17 protein-coding genes and 1 pseudogene are annotated in these 23,040 nt (G+C 41.8%); 3 read left to right on the forward strand and 15 right to left on the reverse strand.

Translation table 11 applies throughout. The features are described from left to right. Positions 1-17: 17 nt before the first annotated feature. From AACU32_RS40485 to AACU32_RS40500, 4 genes are all read right to left on the reverse strand, one after another. A complete protein-coding gene (locus tag AACU32_RS40485; RefSeq protein ID WP_096608404.1) occupies positions 18-593 on the reverse strand; it encodes a hypothetical protein in 576 nt (191 codons plus the stop codon). Between the two features lie 1,027 nt (positions 594-1,620). Continuing rightward, positions 1,621-1,980, reverse strand: coding sequence for a TRADD-N-associated membrane domain-containing protein (locus tag AACU32_RS40490; RefSeq protein ID WP_045873540.1), 360 nt, complete (start codon positions 1,978-1,980; stop codon positions 1,621-1,623). Positions 1,981-2,210: 230 nt separating this feature from the next. Then, the gene (locus AACU32_RS40495; protein ID WP_339378753.1) at positions 2,211-2,957 is read right to left on the reverse strand and encodes a hypothetical protein; all 747 of its coding nucleotides are present in this window, start codon (positions 2,955-2,957) and stop codon (positions 2,211-2,213) included. Continuing rightward, entirely contained in the window at positions 2,917-3,273 is a 357-nt protein-coding gene (locus tag AACU32_RS40500) for a PadR family transcriptional regulator (protein WP_096608406.1), read from the reverse strand. The genes AACU32_RS40495 and AACU32_RS40500 overlap by 41 nt, the downstream gene beginning before the upstream one ends. A gap of 261 nt (positions 3,274-3,534) precedes the next feature. On the opposite strand from AACU32_RS40500, the pseudogene AACU32_RS40505 reads away from it, so the two are divergent. After that, a pseudogene (locus AACU32_RS40505) lies at positions 3,535-3,738 on the forward strand (tyrosine-type recombinase/integrase); the annotation flags it as partial. A gap of 224 nt (positions 3,739-3,962) precedes the next feature. On the opposite strand, the gene AACU32_RS40510 reads toward AACU32_RS40505, so the two are convergent. The 11 genes from AACU32_RS40510 to AACU32_RS40560 form a co-directional block, all read right to left on the reverse strand. Beyond that, positions 3,963-7,340, reverse strand: a complete 3,378-nt coding sequence (locus tag AACU32_RS40510; RefSeq protein ID WP_096608407.1) for a DUF499 domain-containing protein — start codon at positions 7,338-7,340, stop codon at positions 3,963-3,965. A 276-nt stretch (positions 7,341-7,616) separates the two neighbouring features. Beyond that, a complete protein-coding gene (locus AACU32_RS40515; RefSeq protein ID WP_096608408.1) occupies positions 7,617-10,823 on the reverse strand; it encodes a DUF1156 domain-containing protein in 3,207 nt (1,068 codons plus the stop codon). Positions 10,824-10,875: 52 nt separating this feature from the next. Next, complete coding sequence (locus tag AACU32_RS40520) at positions 10,876-11,715, reverse strand: hypothetical protein (protein WP_096608409.1); 840 nt, start codon at positions 11,713-11,715, stop codon at positions 10,876-10,878. After that, on the reverse strand, positions 11,708-12,709 hold the full coding sequence (locus AACU32_RS40525) for a hypothetical protein (protein ID WP_096608410.1): 1,002 nt from the start codon (positions 12,707-12,709) through the stop codon (positions 11,708-11,710). The genes AACU32_RS40520 and AACU32_RS40525 overlap by 8 nt, the downstream gene beginning before the upstream one ends. A gap of 12 nt (positions 12,710-12,721) precedes the next feature. Then, entirely contained in the window at positions 12,722-16,651 is a 3,930-nt protein-coding gene (locus tag AACU32_RS40530; RefSeq protein WP_096608411.1) for a helicase-related protein, read from the reverse strand. A gap of 49 nt (positions 16,652-16,700) precedes the next feature. Next, positions 16,701-17,525 carry a hypothetical protein gene (locus AACU32_RS40535; protein WP_096608412.1) on the reverse strand — a complete coding sequence of 275 codons (825 nt, stop codon included), beginning with the start codon at positions 17,523-17,525 and terminating at the stop codon, positions 16,701-16,703. Between the two features lie 602 nt (positions 17,526-18,127). Then, positions 18,128-18,409 carry a hypothetical protein gene (locus tag AACU32_RS40540; protein WP_339378754.1) on the reverse strand — a complete coding sequence of 94 codons (282 nt, stop codon included), beginning with the start codon at positions 18,407-18,409 and terminating at the stop codon, positions 18,128-18,130. Between the two features lie 128 nt (positions 18,410-18,537). Beyond that, entirely contained in the window at positions 18,538-18,873 is a 336-nt protein-coding gene (locus AACU32_RS40545) for a hypothetical protein (RefSeq protein WP_096608413.1), read from the reverse strand. Beyond that, on the reverse strand, positions 18,870-19,508 hold the full coding sequence (locus AACU32_RS40550) for an AAA family ATPase (RefSeq protein ID WP_096608414.1): 639 nt from the start codon (positions 19,506-19,508) through the stop codon (positions 18,870-18,872). Before AACU32_RS40550 ends, AACU32_RS40545 begins: the two co-directional genes overlap by 4 nt. 676 nt (positions 19,509-20,184) lie before the next feature. Further along, positions 20,185-20,787 (reverse strand): hypothetical protein, encoded by a 603-nt coding sequence (locus AACU32_RS40555; RefSeq protein ID WP_339378755.1) that lies wholly within the window; start codon positions 20,785-20,787, stop codon positions 20,185-20,187. 3 nt (positions 20,788-20,790) lie between these two features. Further along, positions 20,791-21,132 carry a PadR family transcriptional regulator gene (locus AACU32_RS40560; RefSeq protein ID WP_096608415.1) on the reverse strand — a complete coding sequence of 114 codons (342 nt, stop codon included), beginning with the start codon at positions 21,130-21,132 and terminating at the stop codon, positions 20,791-20,793. A 906-nt stretch (positions 21,133-22,038) separates the two neighbouring features. On the opposite strand from AACU32_RS40560, the gene AACU32_RS40565 reads away from it, so the two are divergent. Beyond that, entirely contained in the window at positions 22,039-22,290 is a 252-nt protein-coding gene (locus tag AACU32_RS40565; protein ID WP_096608417.1) for a hypothetical protein, read from the forward strand. Between the two features lie 97 nt (positions 22,291-22,387). Continuing rightward, positions 22,388-22,828 (forward strand): hypothetical protein, encoded by a 441-nt coding sequence (locus AACU32_RS40570; protein ID WP_096608418.1) that lies wholly within the window; start codon positions 22,388-22,390, stop codon positions 22,826-22,828. The last annotated feature ends 212 nt before the right edge of the window (positions 22,829-23,040 follow it).

Raw genomic sequence — 23,040 nt, forward strand, 5'->3', positions numbered from 1 at the left:
TTTTTGAAAAACAATACTTACTTGACTGGATGATAAAGCTTATCTTTCTGATTAAACCGCCAGGAATAATCACTTAAGTCGCGTTCCTTTGTCCACAGTTCAAAATCTTTTTGGCTCAAAGTTGTATGTTTTTCTTGAAGCGTCGATGCGCTGGTATTAAGTCGCATTGCTAATTGTTCAAGATTCTTGGGTTCTAGTTTAGGTGGCGCTGAGTTCTGATAGGGGTAGCTTGATTTATTGCGTGACCTTGATGCATTGATACTACTTTGCATCTGTATTAATGCCCCTTCAAAACGCGCCAGTCTCTGAGATAAATCTTCGAGTTTAGCTTCGACGTTGGTTAATCTGGTTTCTTGGTGATTGTTGGAAGTACCAACAACACTTTCTTGGAAACTAAAAAATTCTTCTTCCAGTTGAGCCAATCGAATTTCTACACTTACTTCTGTACCCGGTACATCCCCTAAAATGTGATGCAGGCCTTGGATCACCAAAGAAGTGGCGGTGGTCTTGCGTTCACGCGCCGCTTTACGTAGGGCGGCGGCTAAAGTTTTGGGGAGTTTGAAGTTGATTGATTCCCGTTGGGTTCCTGTCATGTCACTATCAATGTATATACAGGGTATAGAAATTTTACAGCTGAGTGGGAATCGGAGAGAACGCTCTTGTACATTTAAAATAAACGCCTGAAATTTAAAATAAAGTCCTAAAGTTTACAGCAGTTTTCACGTATTTGCACCACATCTATCGTAGGGGCACAGCAGTGCTGTGCCCTGAGAGCGTGGTATATTTACCTGAAAATGGCTGTAAAATAAAGTCTTAAAGTAACTGGCACATTCACACCTTACCCTCTAATAGGTTAAAGCCCACAAATGGGCGGTGTATAGGGGTTTTCGCCTGTGTGACAGTTTAAGACTTTATTATTTCCATCTGCGATCGCTTGGAGATTCCACCTCTCAAACTTCACGACTTTATTATTTCCTACACCCAACCATAAGTACGGTACTTCAAGCCTTTCACCTGATGAAACTTTAAGACTTTATTTTAAATGTACAGCTCTTTTTTTGTCGGTTCGCGGACAAAGTGAAAATATTCGCGGACTAATTGAAAATTATGTTTGTGTAACCCTGATTCTTTCGTAATAAATGGCGATCACTCTCTAAAAGAGAATTACACCAAAGCTTTGTCCCTTATGAATTTTGCGCCCTTTATCCCCAATTTGGTAGAAAATTTCAATTAGTCCGCGAATAAGGCCGGGAATTTTTCATATACTCAGCGACAAATTTTCATTTAGTCTGCGACATAAAGAGCTAGAACCCTTATAATTTCGTTAAAAATTTTTCAATTAGTCCGCGAACCGACACCCACAGCTGGATAATGTTTGTGGTATTGAGAATGGCCGTTGCCACTTGTTAGAACTTCAGTTCAATGGGTGCCAAATTGCAGAATCTTTCAGGGATGTCGGCTCAATGCCCAATAGCTCTATTTAGCAGAATTAAAAGGATCTAGAAAACGCTTCATTATTCAGTTAGATTTTGGCGATAGCAACCATGTGACAGGGACTTTCGCCCCGTTCGAGTAAACGAATTGTATCTGGTATCCTGGCAGACTCCCTATTGTAATTGACTACTCTTCTAAAAGTGTTTTTGCTGCCTCATCTAATCTTTGGTTGGCCTCTTTGAACAAATCAAAAGAGCGTCTGGTAGCAACGCCGGAAACAAGAGATATTGTTGCTGTTGCTACAGATGCCGTTATGTTTCCTTTCGACAATGAGACAGCAGTTAAAACACCAAAACTTCCAGCTACTATTGCTAGAGTAATAGCAGTGTTAAAGCTCCATTTAGCTTGTCGAGAGCGCTCTTCATACCATTGTTTTGAGATATCATAAGAGACTACAATACTCTGTGTTCTTGCTGTTGTTACAAGTTGGTTCATTGGTTTATCTTGCAAATGGGGTGTAATAGCAAATGAGTTTTTGTCTTGCATAGCTTGTTCATCCTTTCGTTGTGATTTTTGAAACCAGCCTGGTTATTTAGTAAGCTCTCAAGCAAGTGTTCTAATTTAGAGACTGTCAATCTACGTTATTCCTGTAGTTGAGCATTAATGCCAGTTGCTTAACCTGCTAACCCAGTTATATCAGCCTTTTTCAGGGGTTTTGGGAGATGGAACCCTTAAGGTTTCCAACCCATTTCGATCAATCTGACTTATTGGATTCTTTAACCTTGGTTTCTTTTGTAGGGCCACATATTTTCTACCTGAATTTGAAGGTAGGCTTTGAACATCTCCAACAATTTCAAGCCAGTCATCATGTTGACCAATAGTTTAGATTTTTTCTTCCGAACAAGTTGTTGATAACGCCAATCATTCAAGTCAGCCCGCCACTCCTCGCGAAGTAGACTAGCTAGAAAGCCTTTCAGTATATGATTTTCTTGCTGTTCTGCTAGTCGCTGTCGATTAATCCGTTTCCACGCCAGAACTACCACCAGCACCAGCACCAGCACCAAACCCAAACCCAAACCCAAACCCAAACCCAGCAACAGATCATGCGCTACCACCAACCCCAGCACCAACCCCAGCCCTATAACCAAAAGCAGAACCAACTCTAGCAACAACCCCAAGGCCCGAAGCCGCGGGCCCACGATCCCCTCCCTTGGGGCGAATACCCATAACCCCAGACAGAACTCTAGCCACAGTACCAGAAACAGTCCTAATCCCTGCCCTAACCCCAGCCCTAGAACCAACCCCAGCCCTAGAACCAGGAACAACATCTGTAACAGCCCCATACTCAACGTTAGGCTCAACAGCAGTTTCTGCGGCTTTAGCTCCGGCAGTTTCGGCTGCTCCATCTCCGGCAGTTCCAGCGGTTCCAGCAGTTCCTGTATGAATTTGTCAAAATCAACTTCGTCTGATTGTTCCATCTGTTTAAGTTCCTTGCAGGCCAGGTTGACCTTGTGCTGCACCACGATTAGCTAATTTCTCGCGGTATTCTTGAACTTCCCTTAGCACGTTTGCTCCTAAACCCGTTACTTTGTAGTATTTACGCCTAGCTCCACCTGTTTCATCTTGCTCGTCACCCCATTTCCAACTAACTAATCCCTTCTTCTCAAGTCTGTTCAATGTAGGGTACAAACTTCCGAATCCAATTGGAATGGGTCTAGCGTCATTTAATCCATCCAATATTTCCAGCCCATACATCTCTAATCCTCGTAGCAGAGTGAGAATATCCTCTTCTAAGGCTGAAAGCTTTACTCCATCTGCTTCATGCTTTTTTTCACTCATATCAAGATATGACAATTCATCGTTTGTACTTTTTATAGTACTATATAAACATATAAAACTATGAAATTATCAAAATAAATTTTTGATGCTAATTTTAGATAGTTCGTTGTAAACGCTGTCGCCTGTCTGAAGAGATGTCGGGAATTGGTAGTTTGGCGACATCACCCCAGAGAGGTCTGGAGGAAAGCAACTAGCCGGCATAAAGCGCGATCGCCTTTTAGACCAAATACAGGCAGATGTTTACAATCAAATTTTCTGTAGCGCTATGCCTGTAAGCGGATTGGGGTTGAGGGAGTTAGCACCCATTCGTTTAGAAGAACTGCTCTCACACAGATGTCCAGCGCGGGGATACCTTTGAGAACTATTCAAGAAATCTCCGGTCACAGCGACCTGGGGACTTTGCAGCGTTATCTTGAGGTCACGCCGGAGCAGAAGCGGAAGGCGGTTTCGGTGATTGGGTTTTAGATGGGCTAGATTTGCTTATCCTAAAAATAAACGAGAGCGATTTTTTTCGGGGGAGATGGGAATGGCAATGCGGTAAGATGACCCAATGACCAATTCTGAGCAACTTGTTATCTACCTGTAACCAGACCCAAAATTTGTCAGGGTCTGGTTACACTGAGGGGGCGGGATTATAGCGATATAGTCCTGCTAACCGACCGCGATGATCTCTACATTTGCTAAATCTATTATCGAAATTCTAAACTATCAGAAATGTCCTGAAGTAATTGATTAATTTGGGCGATCGCATCATCTGATGGTTGCGAATCTCCGCCTAATTCAATCTGCACTTTAAATTTCAAATCAACTCCCGCAGCAGCATTTTTGATGTCGGCTATTTTATCTACTAAATCCTGTAGTTCGTGAGTTTCGAGGTATGCTGCTGCTATCCGTTTATTACTTGCTGACTGCACTACCGACGCATTAGTTTGGTAGGTAGATGATAAATTTTCAGAAGCACTTGGCCGTGTAACTGGTTGTTCGCTGGGTAATGGTGTAACTGAAGTTGGTTGAGTTGGTTGAGACAGCAGGAATTTGACGGCAGCGGCTCCACTATATTCACAAGGCCAAGCCTGAGAATCAGGTGTCAACTCGAAACGATGCGCCCGGAACGCGCCCTCAATAGCATCACGCACAATTTTCCACGGAAGAGGTTGTCCTATTTTTTGAGTCAGGGCTTGGGTAATAGCTAAGGCTGTGGTTGTAGAATTCTCCCAGGCATCTGGTAAATTTTCCGGTAATACATCGTTGATAGAAAGCGGTGCAAGAGGTGGTTGTAGTTGAGCATTTTCAGTTAACACCCCATTAGGAATACTTTCAGCAAAGAAACAGGCTTCGCTAGTAGTAAGGCACAGACTGCCTTGCTGTACTGCTTCGGCAATGGCAGTATTAATGGTAAGAGATTCTACACGAGGAATTGGTAGCGGTTCTTCGTATCCATCGCGGGGAATTTGCACAATATAGTTGCCAGAGAAATAATCATAAATTTGTTGCAATGTGAGGCTATTATCACTGACCCAAAGTTGGGGAAGTTCTCCTGGAGATAGGATTGCAGCAGAAAGATCACTTAAAGTAGCGTGTTCTGGCAAGACTGCTTCTAAACTAGAGTCTTTAAGTGCGTTTTCATCAGGTCGCGATCGCCAAAATGTTCTGAAAGTGCGGTCAGGTCGCATGACGCGAAGCACAAATATTCCTTCGGCACAACCATTAAGTAATGTATCCAAAATGGATTTACTGTTGAGCATCTTTGGTAGATTAGGACGTTGAGCAAATGCTCCTACCAAATCATTCACCCGCCGGGATGGTTCATCCTCTCGCCACAAATCATAAGCACCACCGGGGATAATAGCTTCCGCTGTAATAGCAGTTTCCTGAATGCGGGATTTGGGTTCTGCTTTAATTAAGTTAAATAGAGGTTCACCGCCAACATTAATTTTAAATGCTTGAATATCGTTATTAGCACCAACGGTAACAACGATACAGTACGCTTGTTCAACAGCTTCTGGAATCTTCTTTTTAGATTCAGTTAGATAAAGTTCCAATCTCTGCTGGCGGTTAGCATCTACTTCTTGGTTTTTTAACAGGTCTTTGACTTCTTCCCAACCAAGGTAATCTCGAATCCGCGATCGCGCTGCATCTAAGCCGTTGCGATCAGGAACAGCCAATACAATAGCGTTACGATTTTTAGCACGCGGAGCGCCCGGATTGGTTTCGTTAATAAACTTGCTAGCATAGGCGCTAGGATTGCCAGAAGTGGAAGCGGCTTGAGGGTCAAGTACTCCATAGTGAAAGTCACCGTCATCTTCGATGTCTTTGGGAAATCTTGGTAGGTTATGGACTTTCGCCCCAGCAGCAGAAGCACCTGTGGTTAAACTTTTGAGTTTGCGAATTTCGTCTAGCAGTTTGGCTTCTACTAAATCATCAGAGATGCGATTATTGCAAGCATCATCATGCATTTGTTTGAGATTCGGTTTTGACCCCAAACGCCAAGATTTTGGGAGTCCTTTTTGTCCGGTTGCAGGATCTGTATCTTGCAGCGCCTCTTCGTCCAAGAACCACGATACATCTACCCAACGGCGTAGTGCTTTTTCTAACTCAATTTTATCAGGGTTCGTATGTCCTAATAATAAAAGTAAATCTCTTGTAAGTGCTTTTTGACCGATTGGCTGCGAATGTAAGAAAGTAGCAAATACTGCTTGTTCAATTTCACGATGTTTAATACCAACGGTTTCTAATTGAATTGTGCGTGCTTTGGCTAATTCTCCCTCAATAATATTGTTCCAATCTTGACGTTTGCCTTCGTATTCTTCTGTAGTGGCAATGTTAGTAAGTTCCCTTGCAGCTTCTGAAAGTGAGGCTTGGGATGGGTCACCAATGAAAACATTCGTTCCCACTAGAGGTGCTTTATCCCAAGCTTCTGCATTCCGTAAGGCAAGGGTAAAGGTTCTCAATACACCGCGAGTCCGCTGGAAACCATTGAGTTGCGTCCATTTAGTATAAAAAATTTCAGTTAAATCTGGGTGAAAAGGGTAACTTTGTAAAAATCGCTGTTCTGCTAAATTTTTTTCTTTATTAGTTTGTTCGTCGAGATTGGCAATACCTTTGAGAGCAGCGACAATTTGAGGAGAAAATTTAGTGCGATCGCGTATGGAATCAGGTGTAAATAACCGCCGTCGCAGTACTTCTGCTACGTCGTCCTTGCCTACTGGTTGCACTCGTTCTTCCTGTTGGCGTTGAAAAATTGCGGCGATGTCTTGAGTTAATTCCCTGCCAAATGGATCATTTTTGCTGGGGTCGGAAGCTAATAAAGAGGCAACAATTGCACATTGGCTGACTTTAGTAGCTGCTTGGGTCAAGTATTGGAAAAAGTTAGTTAAGCGAGATCGCCACTTATCATCCAGTCCTACTTTTTCATGGGCGTAGATTAGCACCTCATCAATGAGAATTAATGTAGAAAGTCCTTGCTGCTGGGGCATTTTTAGCAAATCAGTCAGCAGGTTCTCAGCGGGGGCGCTTTCCCGTTCCGCATCTGTACCTTCGGCATTCAGTAGTTTTAAACCATTAACACCCGCAAGTTGAAAAGCCAGGACACTCCAAGGATTTTTCAACCAACGCAACTCTCCATCAGGACTGCGGACTTCCATACCCTTTTCCACATCTAGCTTATCGAAAGTGAGGGTGGCGACTCGCGCTTGAGGTGGGGTAATACCGATGTGGCTCGTAAATTCTTCAACTGCGGGGAGGTTAGGGAGGTTGGCGGGGTCGTTGACTAAATGAAACAGGGTAATTAAAGTGTGAGTTTTACCGCCACCATAGGTCAGTTCTAACTGACGGATGGCTTTTTCACTGGTTCCTGCAAGACGTAAAAGCACATCTTTAGCTAATTCCCGCAGGGCGAAAGTTGGGTAAGTAAGGGCAAAAAATTCTGCTGGATCTTGATAAATTGGCTTGGCTTTGCCCATGATTACGTCATACAGGTCAGCCGCAAAAATCGCCAGGGAAAGTTCTCCTGACTTCAGATCATCACGCAGTTCTACGATTTGATGCCACGGCTTCCATGTACTCATAATGCTGTTAAGTATTGGCTTATCGGGAATTAAGGAGAGGTAGGGAGTGGAAAGAGAGAACAAGGCTAGAACAAAAGAATTTCCAATACCCTCAGTACCAGCTTAGTAATTTTTTTATTATTTAGCATTATTTTAAGTATGAAGAATTGATAGAGTAATAGCGGTTGCCTCACTCCAAACTTTATCCTCAAACTGATAAATAGAGTCTAAACAGAAAGTAAATGCAGGATTAAGCCTACGGTAATTACGGTGAATAAATCATATTCATGTATTAATTTAAAGAAGAGAAAGTTGGTCTGTACCACTTTTAGCAGCAATGTGATTGCTGATGCTTTCCATCAAAGCGCGTTCGTCACTGCCTACATCTGCTAGTTCAATTAAAGCTTGTAGAAGTTGGTGGAATAAGGCATTACGGCGCAATCCTTTTGCGTCTAAATATTCGTCTACTTTGATCACATCACCTGCTTTCCAGAGGTGCATCAGGCGGTGTGCTTGGTCAATCAAGGGAATGGGAAGACCGCCAGCAGCTTCGTAACCCATTGTTTTCCGTTTGCGTTGCTGCCAGGGTTTAAGCTTAACTGTACTACCTGTGCCTTCTTCTATTTCCGTGTCTGCATCCTCACTGGCTTCTGCTAACTCTTCTTCATCTTCTTCCTCATCTGCGGCTTTCGATTTACCACCAGTTCGCATTAATATATCTAAATTGTCAGTTAAGGCTTTGTCTGAAAGACCACAGGAGACAGCATAAAGTATACACGCACCTATTGGGGCATCTCCCATCTTGAAGTCGTTACGGTGAAGGAGGTAGTAGGTTGTAATATCGTCAAGCCCACTTACATCTTCTGCACCACCGACTTTAGACAATACTCGCCCAACCACAAAATCTAAAACTAAGCGACGTACTTGGCTAAGAAATTCGTTGACACTTAATAGTTGTCCAGGTTCATTAGCTTTTTTAACGGCGGGATATTTACTGTAAGCTTCCATTGCGGGCCCTGTGGCGGCCCATACAAAGTCTGGGCCGCGAATGCCTGCATCCCAGAATTCACGGAGTTGCTCAGTAATATTATGGTGCATTTCTTCAAAAACGCGGTTATCCCAGCCGGGCCGGGCTGTAGCGGGGCGTTTTTTGCAGACAATCCAAAGCGAGGAGGAGAGGGCGGCTGATGATAAAGCGCGGGTACGATTGCCCATTTCTGTTTGAATGGGCCAGCTTGCGTCTACGATAAAACCAGCACGGATGATGGCGGAGACTAGCGTTTCCCATGCATCGGGGTTTTTGTGGGCAAAGACAATAACTAATCTTCCTTCTGGTTTAAGTGCTTTGTGGCAGTTTTGGAAGACACGAAACATTCCGTCTTCATAAGCAGCTTTGGCTTTTTTCTTGTCACCATCAAAACGAGTAGGATTATCAATTAGTTCCCCATCATTTTCTTCATGATTCCATTTAGGAGCAAGAGGTTCTTGAAAAGTTGCATCAAATTCTGACGAGAAACCATTTATTGTCCGTCGTAACCAGACATAAAAAAAATCTATTATGTCTGAATATGAAATTGCATCATAATAGGGCGGATCAGTAAGAATAATATCAAACTCGTTAGTTGCAATAGCTTGTGTAGAACTGCGCTGAATTACTTTTGGACAATCAGCTTTAATTGTAAAGTTTAAGCAATGATTGATAAAACGTGAAATCCAATCAATTGCACCCAAATAGCCCCCAGAAGATTCTGATCCGGGCACGACTTCCGTAAAATCCCAAACGATAGGAAGTGCAAATCTTCCAAATGTATTTCGCAATTGCTCTTTGTTATTATGCCAACTGCATATAGAACTAGAATAATCAGCAAGCCTATCGTTTGCCAGAGCTAAGTATCCTCCCACAGCCTCTGCCCATTGTGTAGGATAACCCTTGTCTTTCATAACTTTTCGGACAGCACGGGTATGTTGAGCAAATGTTCCAAGTGCCAATAGCTGACGGTTAGAAAATAAGTCCTTCCATTGCAAAAGTCCATATATTCGCAGGGAACAGGAGTTTTGCTTTGAACCAGCAGGAAGAGGTGTTTCTTCGTTTGGCAACCCAAAAGGAATTTCAGCAAAAACCTTCTCTAATTCATTTTCTGCCTCAGCAGCTAATTGTATTTCTTCGACCGTTGGTAAACGATATTCCTTACCGTCTTTTCCATCGAAAATTACGGCAGTCATCACCGCACCGAGTCGCCCAGCTTTCCCCTCTAAACGAATATCCCCCATCGTCATAATCGAAGGACAACAAGGACAACTAGCCCCAGATTTCGACATCGTACCTGCACCAATTTTCTTATCATACGCCTTTTTTTGTGCCGCATTCCCCCCAACTATTGGCACAGATTTTTCTATACCAAAAACTACGCCTGTTTTCGCTCCATTGGGTTCCATTGTCAGCACAACTCGCTTTTTATCTTTCTTACAAAGCCAACGAGTTTTTAATAGTGGAATTGTTGCTCGGCAACTTTTACATTTAACAGTTCGTGCCCATAAATAAGCTACTGTTGGTTTAGAAATCCAACGTGGTTTATAAGAATCTTTGAGATATTCTTCGCTAAATTCTTGGTTAAGCGTTTTTAAATCTAAATTTCCATCTTCTAATGTAGGTACGCGCCTCATTTCGCGTTTATTCCACTTTTTATCTGACTCTTTGAGGGGTTCAAAATCAGCGTAAGTAGGATAAAATTTAGCTAAATCTCTACGTGCTTGCTGAAGTACCCACCAACCCCAAGCACGAACGTGCCATGCTAAATCAGCTTCTAATGTAGCGGCTTCAATATTTAAACCGGGAATCCAATTTTCATCTTTATCAAGCCCTAGTTGTTCTAATTGCTTTTTCAAAGAAGCACCTTTTAAACCGTGCGCCTTAAAGAAAGACTCCATAAAGTCTCTGTCTTTCAACACAAAATCAGGCAGACGAATTTTCTTCCCTGCTAACTTTTGGGGATATTCCAAAGTACATTTCAAAATAAACCAAGCCACTGGGTTTATATCAATAGCCGTTGCTTCACAACCCAGTCGCATTGCTTCTAAAGGAATCGCACCACCACCTGCAAAGGGGTCTAAAACTTTGGGCGCACGTCCTCCGTAAGCCTCTTTAATTTTTTCTCGAAACCAGTCTAAATCAGAGCTAGATTCTCTCCCCCAGTGAAGAACTCCTCCTTCGGTTTCTTGAGTGTATGTTTCTTCAATTTTACCACCGGATAACTTTTTCTTCTTAGTTTTATCAACTATTATTCCGGCTAATCTTTCCAGTATCTCATTCCGTTCTTTTTTATTACCTGGGTCGGGTAATAAAGTCGCAATCAAAGCTGCACGACAAGCTGCTAAAGGTCGTCTTGCAGGCCAGATGTGCAAAGTTGAAATATGCCCGTGTCGGACATTTTTTTCATGGACAGAATCGATAGATGTTTGTTTAAGTGGGAATGCTACTTCAATTAGGCGAGGTTTGTCAGTCATTGATAATTTTTTATTTTGTTAGTAGAAATTTCAAATATTAACTGGAAGTTGATTACTGGCGGTACTTTTTCCACATCTCATTAAGGTCATTACGCATTTGTTTCCAAACCCATGATGGAATTAGTGGCGCAGATGCACGCGCAATATGATATTCTTGCACTACTTTAATTGCTTCAGTATCATCAATAGTTTGTAATTTTATTAAATTTTCAATTTTCTCTTCTATTTGTCCTGCTTTCCTGCTAAAACTGTAGTAACCTACAACAAAACGGAATAGCCCAAGAGAAAAAACTAACATGAGGGATGACGTAACAACACGCCCAATGTTAGTCAAGGTGTTAGAACCAGCAATAGTTTGGACACTTAAAACCAACACACCAAATAAAATTGCTATAAGAATACAAGTAGCAGCAAAGCAATATTGTCCCATCCTTTCTGATAAATGTTTACTCCACCATGCTGATTCTTGTATATTCTCGATAGCTCTTTTAGCACCTACTCCTTCTTTACTAGCAAAATATTCCTCACCAACAATATCACTAGGAGCTAGTTTATAAAGATTGCTTGGGCTTCGCATTAGAAGGTCAGACATTTCTGCTTTTGACATTGCCCATCCAAAGGAGTTCCAGTAATCGAGTTTTCTAAGTAGTGCCTCAGATGTGCTTTTAATCATGTCTGAACGCCATGCAAATAAATCAGAAGTAATAGAAAATATAGTGATTATAAAAGGAGCATATCCGGGAATAATCGGTAAAAATATAGTTAATATACCGAATATAAAAACCAAGAATTTAGCGGAAATAGCAGCTATTAACCACCTTTTAGCTAACTCAAAATAAGCCTGGCTAAGTGTACGAGGATCATATCTTAAACTGTTTTGTTGATTAGCCATAGGAGGGAAACTGTGAGCCAAAAACACGTTGCCACCAATAAATAGCCTCATCATGTTTTGATTGGGCTTCATACATTAGAGCATATCCAGCCCATGTTGACGCTTCAGACATCGCTTTTGCGACTTTTTCTTTTGTACTTGAGTCAACACTAGCATCTAAGTTAGGGCCTAAGCCTTTAGGATCTGGGCATGATGTTCTAAGATAATACGGACAATTATCAAAAAAGTATTTGATTGCTTGGGGAAAATCGTTAATTTGTGCAGAATTTTGAAAAACTTTAATAACTAATGTTTCAAAATAATAAGAAGATAAACGCGGCTTGTGGGTTCTAAAATTCCAATACTTCAACAACCGGATGGTTGGCAGAAATTTATTAGGATGTTTTACGCTAACGTCAGTTATATTCTTGGAGTCAATTCTTGGGTCAGTCCGTATCCAATTACCAAGACCATCAGGGATTAAATAGTAAACTATTTTACCAGACCCATTTACAACAGGAACAGCAGGGACAATATCAAATACCCAAGGATAAGATTTAAGATTAAGTGTCACTGCTTGCATAGTTTTTTTAATTTCTGCCTGTTTGTAGTTGCTGACAGATGATAGATAAATCTTGATCCGATTTAATACCTTGGTTGAATTTACATAACCGTATTCATTAGCAAATATAAATAATGGAGAAAGCCTATCAGTGACCTCAAGCCAATGGATAAAAGATGAGCTTGGTGATTGAACTTCTCTTGTACCTTGTCCTTTTAAAATAATTAAAGTATCTATATCATCAAGGGGTTGAATTTTAGCTTTTCTAGCAAATGATCCAAAAGAAAGATAGTCACCAGCTAATCTTGGAAATCCACTATGATTTCTGGCAAGTATATTCAGTTGGTCAAATAGATAATCCCGACTAGTCCTAGCTTTTTTAGTAATATCGGCATCTAAATCAACTGTATCTTTGCGAAATTTATCAAACGCTCCCCAAACAGTATATGGCATTTTTACTCCTAATTAACTCTCCGCAGCTTGGAAAATATCTTGTGCATCAATTAACACACTCGTTTTAGTTTTTACAATTAATTTGCCAAACGGGTCTTTAATTCGTATTAATCGAGGATGGGGGCTGGCACAATTAAATACCACATATAACCAGTAACGCTCTCTTAAATTACAAGCCGCTACCCACTCATTTTCGGTTAACTCCACATTTCCAATACCCGCCCGTCCTTTAACTTCTATGGATAGCTGCTTGCCATCGGGATATTGAGAAAGTAAATCAAAACCTGGATAATCTGTTAAATCAGCATATCGCGCTAATTCTGGTGTGGAAACGTCTCTAACTGTAGCACCCAGAGATTCTTCGTATTCCCTAGCTTTTTGCATAGCAATGGCTTCAATTTCTTTATCCTGGCGCTTTTTATCTTCAGGGTCTGCGGATGGTATTACTAAAGCGTGAGCTATACAGGTCACATCTCCTGGTACGATTAATTCGGGTTCGCGGTGCAGGGTAGTAATTGCTTGTTCTTTCAAACTAGTTAACTGTCGTTGGCGGTTTTTTATTTTAGTTATTTCTCCCTTCGCACGAGGATCGTCTGCATTAGCTTTTTCTCTCAGTCTCTGCCTTCTTAGCAGTAATTCTGATTCCTGATAGTCGTAACCGCGCTTCAAAAATTGAATTCGTTCTGGCAATGTTTCCTTAAGTGCTTCGCGTCGGTTCAAAACTTGCTTTTGTGCTATAAAATCTAAAGCATAAGCTTTAGCTAGTTCGCATGATTCCTTAGCTGTTGCTACTAAAGAACTAGCTTGTGGCGGTATCCCTTTACCTTCTTTGAGCAGTGTCAGGTATTCTGGTGCAACTTCCTCAATACAGCCATCTGCTAGATACTTCAATCCAACAAGCCTAGACTCCAGTACTTCCTTCCTTGCTAACTGTCTTTGTGTCAGGTCAGCTTCTCTAATCACAGAAATTATTAATATATGAAATATGTAAGGTTGCTTTGTATTAGTATCAACAAAGATACCTCCTTTCAATGCATCTTGAGCAAATTTACCGCAGATATACTGTCGAAATCGCTCGAATATAGGTTCGCCTGGGTGGAGAAAGATAGCAGCTGTTTTATTTTTTGGTTTGTGAAAAGTTAAACGTATTTCTGAAGAAGCTACTTCCTCAGACTGTTGTTCAGCTGAATAAACTTCAAGAAATGGTAATAGCCAGTCTAATGACCCTGGTTGCTTTGCTCGAAAGTGGAAATAACCATTTAAATCTCCCTCAATACTAATTCCTACAAGTGGTGCAGCTTTTTCTACAAATCTCCGAACATGACCAGGTAGCAGACGACGTAGTTCTTCATGCTGACGTTGGACATTTAGTTGAGGAAGTTTTGCTCGAACATCCCCAATTATGCCAAACAATTTTTCTTCTTGCTGTTGCAGTACTTTTACTTTTTCTTGGGTTAGGCTTTGCTCAATTTGTTGTACAACTTTTACTGCTTCCTCCTCAGTCATGGCTTCTTCCATATACTGTTTAATGGAGACCCCTTCAAAAACACGCCCAACCACATCAAATACTTTATCGGAACCAAGTTCTTTACGGATTTTCTCCAGCTTATCAAGGAGGGTTTTTAGTACTCTACCTTCCCGTGTTTTTCCTGCTACTAAGTTAATGATAATTACAGGGTCATGCTTTTGCCCAAAACGGTGAATCCGACCCATACGCTGCTCCAGCCGCGCTGGGTTCCAAGGAATATCATAATTAATCATCAACCAGCAAAATTGTAAATTAATTCCCTCACCTGCGGCATCCGTTGCTACCAAATAAGTAGCTCCACCATCACTGGCTGGTTTACGGAAGAATTCTATCTGTTTGTCCCGTTCGCTATAAGGCATTCCACCGTGTAGTGTCGCCACCCGCCCTGTAAAACCCATACCTTCGAGTCGGTCAACTAAAAAAGTTAGAGTATCCCGATGTTCTGTAAAAATGATGATTTTTTCACCTTTAATTTTTTGTTTCTCGTACTCGGAATAAGTTAAAAATTCTCGTAGCTTCTCAAATTTTGATTCTTGACCAATGTCATAAACTTGAATAGCCAAATCTAAGAGATACTCAACTTTAACTTTTTCAGCTTTTAACTCAGAAATAGATACTGCTGCTACCCCTTCTAATACATCTTCTTGAGCAGCTTCACTTTCCTCTTTCCCATTTGATATAGCTTCTTCATCAGCAGTTTTTTCATCCAAAACATCCCGTGCATTTTTATCTAATTCTCGCTGCTTGCTACCTAAATCTTCAATTGAAATACGACCAGATTCAATATCTGCAATCCATGTATTGAGTTTGTCTCGTCGTCGTTCAAAAGATTTTATTAGTGCATAAGTGGAAGAAGCCAAGCGCCGTTGAAACACACTCATCGCCAATCGTGCTGCTGAACGGTTCAAAATTTTGGCACGGTTATAATACGATTGAATATAGTTAGTAGTTTCGTCATAAAGTGTCTGTTCGCTGATTTCTCCCTGCGTTAGTTCGTAGCTTAAAGTATCGGAAATTCGCATTGGGTAAATTGGTCTTTCATCGTAATACACCATCTCTTCTTTGGTGCGACGGATGAAATGTCTTCGCCGTGCATCCGCAGGGTAAGCATTAAAAGCCTCAATTGTGGAAAGAACTTCTGGTTCCAGCAACCGCCACAGACAATAATAAGGAAATTCTTTACCCATGTGGGGAGTTGCAGTTAGCAACAAGAGATGATGACAATGCCAAGGAAGTGACAAGTGATCTTCTTCTGTCTCACCACTGCCAGCCAAAGCTTCGGCAAGCAGGTATCGCTTGCTTTTACGGATATAAAAGTCGGCTTCGCGATCCGCAGACAACTTATGTGCTTCGTCAAAAATTACTAAGTCGTAAGGAACAACTTCTGGTTCTGACAAGCACTTCAACATTGAATTTCCAGCTAGTGTATCAACACTAACAATGAGCAAGTCGCTATCAGCACTAGTAAAAGGATTACTAGACTTTGCTTCGCTGCCACTGACGACACGAAATGTCAAACTGAACAATGTTTTCATTTCGCGTTCCCAATTACCTACCAAACCTGCTGGCGGGACAATAAGAACTCTGTTGATTAACCGACGGCTCAACATTTCTCTGATATACAGCCCCGTCATAATTGTTTTACCAGCCCCCGCATCGTCAGCTAACATAAAACGTAGGCGTGGTTGTTTTAATAAATACTCATAAACTGCGATGCGCTGATGAGGCAGAGGTTCAATTATTGAAGTTTCTGTAGCAAAGGTGGGGTTAAAAAGATGCCCATAAGTTAAACGTTCGCCTTCAACTACTGCCCAAACAACTTTAGGATCAGAAGAAAAATCAATGCAGTAAGTGTTTTCGTCTCTATTAAATTCAGAATTTGTATAAGACTTAGAAATGGCAGATGATTCCAGTGTTTGAATAACTACTTTTTCAGATTTAGTACCATTAGAAGATATTAAATTATCAATCTTATTATCTTGTTTATTTTTTATATTAGGTACAAGTTCTAAATCATATAATGGCAATCGCCCCATTTCACGAAGAATAACGAAAGCTTTTAGTACTCCATCAACACCACTTCCACTTTTTACACCAGCAGCTAATGCCAAGGACGTAAATTCTTCTGTATCAAACGGTTGGATAACACCATGTAAGCGTACTGGTTCACTGTGTCCAAGTGCTGCACGTTCTGCAACCAAAGCTTTGGCTGCTAACCAACGAATTTCTCCAAAGCGATATGGCAGCATAACAACACATGGTGTTGTGTCATTCAACAAAGCCTCTAAATGCGGTAATACACGTTCATCTTCTAAAGGCTCTTGGCATAAAATTTCTAATGCAGCAACACGTATGGATACGTCTGTACTTGACAAATCCTCCACTAATTCTTGAAATTCATTATCGTTTAACATAGTTTTCCTCTCTGTATGATGTAGCAGAGATAGTGTTTAAAATATTAATTTAATAAAGTTTTATTTGTTTAACTGCTCTTAGCAAATCATTCAGTTGGGGATTTACTGTAAATCCTAATCTAAGTCGCTGTTTTCGATTAAGTTTGACAATTTCTTTTGCCCGTAGTTGCCAATCACTAAAATTAGGATGTTCTTCCAGAGATATTCCATCTACTAACATATATCTACGAGCCTCATCCCTGCTTGGGTCTATCGCTGCTGCTACAATTCGTGAAAATGGAATTTCACTGTTAGTAGCATCTGATACTTTTTTAGCAAGAAAGTCATACTCAGCTTCCAGTGCTTTGCTATGGGCTTGCATATAATAATATTTAAAGTCTGTTCGCCATTCCTGTTTCTTTCTGCGTGTCATGTTATCCCAATTGGTAGCCATAAAATCAAAACCATTTTGTTGTTGAATACATCTTAATTCCTCAACTTCTGCGATTTCATGGACAAGGTATCGCACATCATTGATAGTGCATTTTCCATCTGCTAGTTTCGTCCACGAGTAATAGTTCTCAGGAGTGAAAGTAATCCCAGGACTATCAAAGTTATAGCGCTTCACCAATGCAATTAATTGCTCATTCTTGGTGATATCACACTTTTTTAAAGTATTCCTAACTTTTTTAACATCTGAGTTTTCTAGAAGCTGCTGCCTTAAATGCTCTACTTTTGCTTCGATTTCATCGGTTGATAAATTTCTCCCTAACTTTTGACTCCAACCAATCTCGTCAATTCCAGCACAGCCACCACTACGTAGCTCTATACCCTCAGAGGCTTGTTCTGTCGTAGTCTTTAAAGCTTCATCTTCATCTACACCCTTACTCACCATGCTGATCAACCATCATAAGAATTTTTACTCAACAAACGAATTTGAATGCAGATGTGCAAAGGGCGCGAAAAGATGAAAAACCTGTTTTGTCAAATTAATACTGAACATTGTTTGGTTTTTAGGTAATTTTAGCAATTAGATTAAAAATTTGGTAAGAAAAAAACTCAGAAAGCAAATCTAATATAGATGTGTATGGGCAACATCTGCTCCAAATTAAATTCGCGTGCCTGCTAAACTTCTGCACCTTTTGGTAATCTCCCTCAAACACCTCAGTAGCTTTAGTAATCGCACTATGCCGAATCCGGTGCGGTGACATCTTCTTAGGAATACCAGCTTCTTGCGCCAAGGTATCCACCAACTTGGGGTAGTGTTACGGAAGCTGCGTCCAAGGAGAAACTAAACGGTATAGTTTAGCTGGATTCCAAAAAAGTTCCGAATTTTGTTGAGGAGTCGGAACTTCACTCATGTTCGTGAGAATTTGATGCCCTTTAAGTTCAAATGTCCAGGGATGACGAAACTGGAGATGTTTTCACGCCAATCGCGCCCAATGTGGGATGTGTGGGGAGATGAGGTGCAGAAGTTTGATGAAATTAATAGCTAACTCAGATTTTCACTACAGCTCTATTTGCGATTACTTTCCCGACTTGGGAATCGCTATGGGAGTAAGAGCGCCGGGAGTTGCGATCGCCCATTACTTCATCCAAGAGCCATTCCCGCCCAGCTTTGAGCGCCGCATCGTAGGTGTAATAAATTTGTTCTAATCCAAAAATCCCCCCGGTGTGGCTGATAATTCGGAACTGCCAACATTTTTCGGTTGAATAAAAAACTATTAAAATGCTGCCGCTACGAGCGCAAATCACTGCATCAATTTTGATGTCAGACATTAGGGACATCACCGTTCCGAAAAGAAAAATTGTACCTACTAAATCTTGGCGTATAACCTTCCCACCCCGCCATCAAGTTAATAAATTTAGGAACTTTTTTACTGCAACTATTACTGCATTTTTTACTGTTATTTTTGCAGTAAATTAGCCATCTCCTGAATCAAAGCCCTGAGCAGCTTGGCTTTTGTCATACCCGTATATTCGGCTAGCTGGTTCAACTGCTCGTAAGTTAGAGGGTCTAAGTCCAAGGTGATACGGGTGGTTTCTGTCTTCTGCTGCTGTTTTATTTTCTCCAGTAAATTGACTTTATCTTCAGTTTTTTGGCTTTGCTTTTTAGATGCCTTTGGTGAAGATTGTTGCTTGGAATTAGATTTAGATTTTGTTTTTTCTGGTTCTGGCGCTAGGTCATCGAAGGAAAATTGTGACACCAATTCAGTCAGAGCATTTCGAGTTTTTTTGGTCATTTCGCTAACCTCAAAATCTCGTTGAATAACTTTTGATAATCAGCTGCTCCATCCTGTGTCCCTCTCATTCCCCACAAAGTTGTTCTTTGGAGAAAAGCATCGGCGATCGCCTGACGTTGATAAATGATTTGCTTGAATGCAGTTACCCCCTCAAGTTGTCCTAGCAATTCCTGAGCTTCCTTCAGCAACTTAGTATTTTTTATCCCGCGATTAATGAATATCCCAGCTTTGGGTAAACCGTTCCTCGCTTTTTGAATCTGCCGCACCATTTTTACTGCGGCGGCGGCGGACACTAAATCTAAACCGGAGGGAGTTACCGGAATTACTGCGATTTTTGCAGTAAGTAGTGTGCATCTGGTAGCCTCGCCCAAGTTCCCAGCATTGTCCACAACCACATAATCTACATCTTCCTCCAGCCGGGGAATTTCTTCAGCTAAAGTGTCGGGGTCGGTGATCCGCTGTATGGGGATATTTAACTCCAAGGACTCCAGCCATGTTGAGGTACTTCCCTGTCCGTCCGCGTCCACTACTGAAACTTTTTTCTTCTTTACCGCAGAGAGCCAGTAGATAAAATGGGCGGCGGTGCTGGATTTTCCAACGCCTCCCTTTAGGTTCGTAAAGCTAATAACGGTCATAATTTACTGCTTTTTTTACTGCAAAAACTACTGCATATACTTTAACCCCAGATGCAATGCCGTTGGAAAATGCAGTAATTTTTTACAGTATATATCTGGGTGGGGAATCAACCACGCCATTCCCGACATCGGGAAAGTCGAAGCTGTTGTGCAATTTTAGTTTTCATATCCAACCCCCCAATACGGTGAGGGCTGATTTTGGTATTGAGCCAAGATGCCACTAAAAACTACGAGGTAAGAAACGTATTGACTTAATTTCTTACTTTAATTGCCAAAACCCAGCTTTATCAATGCTTATAAGAGCTTATAGGAGCTATTATCGCGCACTGTTCTTGCGTAGTCGGGGCTTCCAATTGCGATCGCCGCACCATTGGCTTTAGTCCTGGCTTGACTTGACTATCGACCCCTAAATTACTGGCAAGGGGTGGTTAACCAATGTACATCAATTAGGCATTGAGCCGAGATATGTGTTTTTTCCTGCAAGATGACCCCAAAAAGCTTGATTTCTCGTTAGTGAACACGGCTTTTTTGACCCTACTGTATCAAATTATCAAAACCATACAGAATAAGGGTTTTCAAACCATCTTGCAGGTTTTTACACATATCTCTGGGGCTTTTTGTTTTCAAGCGAGGTGCTTATCTGAGAGTCTGGAAAACACCAGATAAGTTTTATATGTTAGTTTTTTCTACGAAAAACTATCTTGAAAAACTTGGCATTCTCTATCTTTATTTGAACGTAACCCTTGAGCATATCCAGTAAGTGAATATGTGTCATAACTCTAATCCAAAGCTTGGATTGCCCTTGCTTGCGCCATTTATGACGCAAGGCTTCTAGCTCTCCCCACCAGTCTTGCGGAAGCACTTTACGTAACCAGGGCATATAACCTTTTGAAATCTCCCATCGCTCCAGCAGCCCCAGCCCCAGTGTCAGCCCCAGCGCCAGCATCAGCCCTAGCACCAGCCCTAGCATCAGCCCAAGCGCCAGCCCCAGCCCTATTGTAATCCCCAGCACCCCCCCCAGTATCAGCCCCCGCCACAGCCACAGCCCCCGCCTCGGCATTGGCCAGTGTTTCTCTTTCAGCCCCAGCCCCAGCCCCAGCCCTATTACCAGCACCAGCACCAACCCTAGCCCTAGTATCAGCACTAGCACCAGCAACCTCTGTCCTTGTGTCAGCAGATGCCCGTACCCCAGCCCCTCTTCTACCCCGAATTTCAGCCCCAGTGCCAGCCCCAGCAAAAACATCAGCTTCCGGTAATTAGTGATGTCAAATATTCGCATCCATTAACCCCCTTGTGGTGCAAGTGGACCTTGTTGGGCACGGAAAGCTAACAGTCTACGGTATTGTTGAACTTCTTTAAGTACATTAGACCCCATACCTGTGACTATGTAGTACTTGCGCCTTGCCCCACCTGTTTGGTCTTGCTCATCACCCCATTTCCAAGAAATTAATCCTTTTTTTTCAAGTCTGTTTAAGGTGGGGTATAAGCTGCCGAATCCAATCGGGATTGGTCTATATTCGTTCAGCCCCTCCAACATTTCAAGACCGTACATTTTCTGAGTCCCCATAAGGGTTAGGATGTCTTCTTCAAGGGCTGAAAGCTTTACACCTTCTTCTTTGCCCATACTAAAACTCAACTCAATACTCTTATAGTATTATATAAAGATATAAGTGTGTATGTTGATAAAAAATATTTTTAGAGCAATGTTTGAGAAGGTGATACAAGGCATCACCGTGCCAGAAAAGGAAAATTGTACGCTAAGAAAATTTTCGAGCTACGACTGAGCAGAGTCGTTGCGCGGTCGGAGCTTGATACTGTTGAGAAACTCTTCTCATATCTTTTAGCCCATCCTAAAGTTGACAAAAGCCCTGAAGGTGCATGGTGGCTTTTGTGGGACTTGCGTGCTTTGGAGTTGATATTACGTAAAGCTGTGCAAAAACAAACTCGCTTTTATCTTGTTGAGTGGTAGCGATCGCAATTTTCTCCAAGAGCCGCCCCAGCTTCCCCAGCTCCCCCTGCCTCGACCGAGCAAGGAAGCAAGGAAGTTAGGCGGTCGCTCCAAGCTATAACCCTTATAAACAAAGCTTTTGGGCAAGTCAATAAATTCCGTTTCTTACTGCATTTTCTTAAAACCGCCCTCATAATCGGGCGTGTCACAATGACCCCAAGAAAAAGCGGGGAATCAACCGCGCCATTCCCGCAGGCGGGAATCCAAAATGTTCTCTTTGAGAACTGTATCGCTATAATCCCGCCCCACAAAAACAAGTAGCAAGTCGGAAGTCGCTTGTCGCAAGTAAGATAAAAAACTTCAGTTGTGGGCTTGTATCCCACAACTTCTGTCGTGGGTACACTTGACTGGGGACTGGAAGTGAAATCGAATCGCGCCCAAGAAGGTGATGTCGCCAGAATCTTGCAGGAAACATCAGCAATGAATGAACGCGTAAGCGCAGTGGGAAAATATTACAAGGTTGGTAGGTGAAGGTTTGATTTTGGGATTGCTAAGGATAGTGTCAAGAGTGGTGTATTAGTCGTGAGCAAACCAGAACAGCCTCCAGAGGAAGATAAACCTTCCACAAAACAAACGATTGTCCAAGATATTCTGCTTGCTTTGTTGTTGATTCCATCTCTATTGTTCGTTTTTAGTATGATAATTACGGATTATTTAGCTGAAAAGCCCCCGGATCGATGGTTTGATGATGCCGCTAAAAATTCAAAGGGTCTAGCTTGCGAAACAAGGAAGCAAAACAAAGACAGCGATCCTGTAGCCGATTGTGAAAAGTGACAAGAGCAGCATCACCCTCATCGCCCCTTGCCCCTCCTCCACCCAGTACCCCATCAATAGCACCCATTGACCCACCTGTAGCAGATGAGGATTTTTAATGAATAAACCTGATAATTTTTTTGAGTCTGATAACCTAGTTGAACAGAAGTTCATGAGCAGTTGGGACTCAATTAGAAAATTTTATGATGGCAGCCGAATGAGGGGATTTTTAGGAGAACAGTTAGCTGAACTGATGGTGAAATTGGTGACTTCTATGCAAGACCAGGGCTATAATCGGTGTCTTCGTGCGGGACAATCACTGCATCGATTAGTCTTGTCACGATCGCGAGAACATGGATATCTTGGCAGATGTCACTTATGTTTTACACCAGAGTTTGATATTTATGCGATTAATGCCAAGATGAAGACTATTCATGGTCTACAAGTTACATATCAAGTTGATGATAATATTTGCGAAGAATTTACCGAGAGTGAGATTGTTTTAACTAGCAAAATACAAAACCTTTTGCAAAGATTGTCAGAGCAACCTATTAACTAGCTACGACATCTCAGGTAGACATTATGGCGCGCGCCCTTACCCCCTTCACCGCCACGCCTGCCACAGTTGCTCTAAGCGTTCCAGATTATTCTCCGCCGAAAGTGATAAAAGCAGGATAATTTGGACAAATCCGACTTCAATTATTGGCTGACGGCATTTTGGTAAACTTGGGTAAATCTGGGTTCATAATGATTGAATTCGCATGTATTTGC

Source organism: Calothrix sp. NIES-2100 (assembly GCF_963875285.1).
In the GTDB taxonomy this organism is placed as follows: Bacteria; Cyanobacteriota; Cyanobacteriia; order Cyanobacteriales; family Nostocaceae; genus Aulosira.

Bases quoted from the DNA above. Each gene is read 5' to 3' on its own strand.
- AACU32_RS40485 (WP_096608404.1), bottom strand. From the start codon at position 593: ATGACAGGAACCCAACGGGAATCAATCAACTTCAAACTCCCCAAAACT.
- AACU32_RS40490 (WP_045873540.1), bottom strand. From the start codon at position 1,980: ATGCAAGACAAAAACTCATTTGCTATTACACCCCATTTGCAAGATAAA.
- AACU32_RS40500 (WP_096608406.1), bottom strand. From the start codon at position 3,273: ATGAGTGAAAAAAAGCATGAAGCAGATGGAGTAAAGCTTTCAGCCTTA.
- AACU32_RS40510 (WP_096608407.1), bottom strand. From the start codon at position 7,340: ATGAGTACATGGAAGCCGTGGCATCAAATCGTAGAACTGCGTGATGAT.
- AACU32_RS40515 (WP_096608408.1), bottom strand. From the start codon at position 10,823: ATGACTGACAAACCTCGCCTAATTGAAGTAGCATTCCCACTTAAACAA.
- AACU32_RS40520 (WP_096608409.1), bottom strand. From the start codon at position 11,715: ATGGCTAATCAACAAAACAGTTTAAGATATGATCCTCGTACACTTAGC.
- AACU32_RS40525 (WP_096608410.1), bottom strand. From the start codon at position 12,709: ATGCCATATACTGTTTGGGGAGCGTTTGATAAATTTCGCAAAGATACA.
- AACU32_RS40530 (WP_096608411.1), bottom strand. From the start codon at position 16,651: ATGTTAAACGATAATGAATTTCAAGAATTAGTGGAGGATTTGTCAAGT.
- AACU32_RS40535 (WP_096608412.1), bottom strand. From the start codon at position 17,525: ATGGTGAGTAAGGGTGTAGATGAAGATGAAGCTTTAAAGACTACGACA.
- AACU32_RS40540 (WP_339378754.1), bottom strand. From the start codon at position 18,409: ATGTCTGACATCAAAATTGATGCAGTGATTTGCGCTCGTAGCGGCAGC.
- AACU32_RS40545 (WP_096608413.1), bottom strand. From the start codon at position 18,873: ATGACCAAAAAAACTCGAAATGCTCTGACTGAATTGGTGTCACAATTT.
- AACU32_RS40550 (WP_096608414.1), bottom strand. From the start codon at position 19,508: ATGACCGTTATTAGCTTTACGAACCTAAAGGGAGGCGTTGGAAAATCC.
- AACU32_RS40555 (WP_339378755.1), bottom strand. From the start codon at position 20,787: ATGCGAATATTTGACATCACTAATTACCGGAAGCTGATGTTTTTGCTG.
- AACU32_RS40560 (WP_096608415.1), bottom strand. From the start codon at position 21,132: ATGGGCAAAGAAGAAGGTGTAAAGCTTTCAGCCCTTGAAGAAGACATC.
- AACU32_RS40570 (WP_096608418.1), top strand. From the start codon at position 22,388: ATGAATAAACCTGATAATTTTTTTGAGTCTGATAACCTAGTTGAACAG.